Source organism: Vibrio sp. MarTm2 (assembly GCF_027587055.1).
Lineage (GTDB): Bacteria > Pseudomonadota > Gammaproteobacteria > Enterobacterales > Vibrionaceae > Vibrio > Vibrio sinaloensis_D.
This window is the reverse complement of the sequence record NZ_JAPPTK010000038.1, coordinates 1-1,374: the sequence shown is the minus strand read 5'-3', so window position 1 is coordinate 1,374 and position 1,374 is coordinate 1. Positions and strand designations below refer to the sequence as shown.

Annotated in this window: 1 protein-coding gene; it reads right to left on the bottom strand. The window is 42.4% G+C overall.

The window, feature by feature from the left end:
* Positions 1 to 90 precede the first annotated feature (90 nt).
* Positions 91 to 537: a GyrI-like domain-containing protein gene (locus OH458_RS21905; RefSeq protein ID WP_167425906.1), complete on the bottom strand. Its 447-nt coding sequence runs from the start codon at positions 535 to 537 to the stop codon at positions 91 to 93.
* Positions 538 to 1,374 lie beyond the last annotated feature (837 nt).

Genomic DNA, 1,374 nt, shown 5'->3' with positions numbered 1-1,374 from the left:
GCATTAAGGTGTGAGCGACGCTTGGCTATACTTGAGCGAAGCGAAAGCGCCAAGCGTTGCGAATCACTCTTAAATGCTTTGTTATGTAAATTATTTCAGCGCGATGTAGACACTGACTTTAGTAGCACTTTCGTAATGCTCAAAATCTGTTGTATATGCCCTTTCATGCGCACAATTCGGAGAGCCAAAGTAAGACCAAACTGACTGCCAAGCAGCGATAACAGCTGTAGGAAACTCGCCTTCAGATTCAAACTTCAGGTAAGAACCCGAAACTACGGATACTGATGACAATTCAATATTCGATGAGGATACTTCATTCGAGCCCATTAATACGTCAAAGCTGCCATTGACGTCTGACTCGTAATTGCAGTAAACACTATATGCTCTGGCTCCAGACTGATAATCAATGACTAGATTTGAGTCGACATACTCAACGTGCTTTGGAATGTTAGCCGTCTCGGGGTTCATTTCAATTTCATTGCGGGTTCTTAGGATTAGACCTTGGATTTCAAACCCTTTTACTTCAACGACTTCCATTTTTTACTCCATTTACATAACGCCCAATTAACGTGTGAGCAGCGCATACACTGAACTCGAACACTGTGCCGTAAACACTAAACTCAACTAGACGTGAAAGTGCCAAGCGTTGCGAATCACTGTTGAATTGTTTGTTATGTTTTACCACAAATACATGATTTAATTGAGAAAGAACTGCCTTTTCTGGCTAGTTTTCTGAACTGAACCACAAGACAAGAACCAACTTGACCACCAAAGGCGGACAACCTAACACGTATAATTCCACTTCCTTGACCAATGAGGCAACCCGACTAAGAAACAACGAGCGCCCTTTCTTTCCAACCAAAGCGCAAGACAATGGCAAATTGCCGAGGCAACTGCTAAGCCAAAATGCCAATTTGCTAAGAACCTAAAAACGACTTTAAGCCAGTTACACAAGAAGCCGACCGCCACGACCTGACAATGAAGCAACCCACGAACATTGGCATGTTTTACGGCCTGAGTAATTCATGAACTCAGGCCAACAATGCGGATTTGCAGAGTGTACTAGGGACGAATTGCCAAAGGGACTATGAACTAGAGCCTAAGACCTTTAAACCTTTGAATTACAAGTAAACATAACGCTGCGTTAAGTGGTGAACAACGCCAACCACCAAGCCTAAACCATTGTACCTTAAACACTAAATTTAACTTGAACTGAGATCGCCAAGCGTTGTGAATCCGTCTTAAACGCCTTGTTAGGCGAAGTTTCCCACCAGTGTTTAAGTTATTTTGAAAGCAGATTACCCTAAACGAAATAAGCAACCAAACACCCACTGACTTTTTGTGATTCAAGAACCACAAAACTCACTATGTTTC

What these genes read in the sequence shown, in the direction of transcription:
- OH458_RS21905 (WP_167425906.1), bottom strand. Translation starts at nt 537, where the DNA reads ATGGAAGTCGTTGAAGTAAAAGGGTTTGAAATCCAAGGTCTAATCCTA.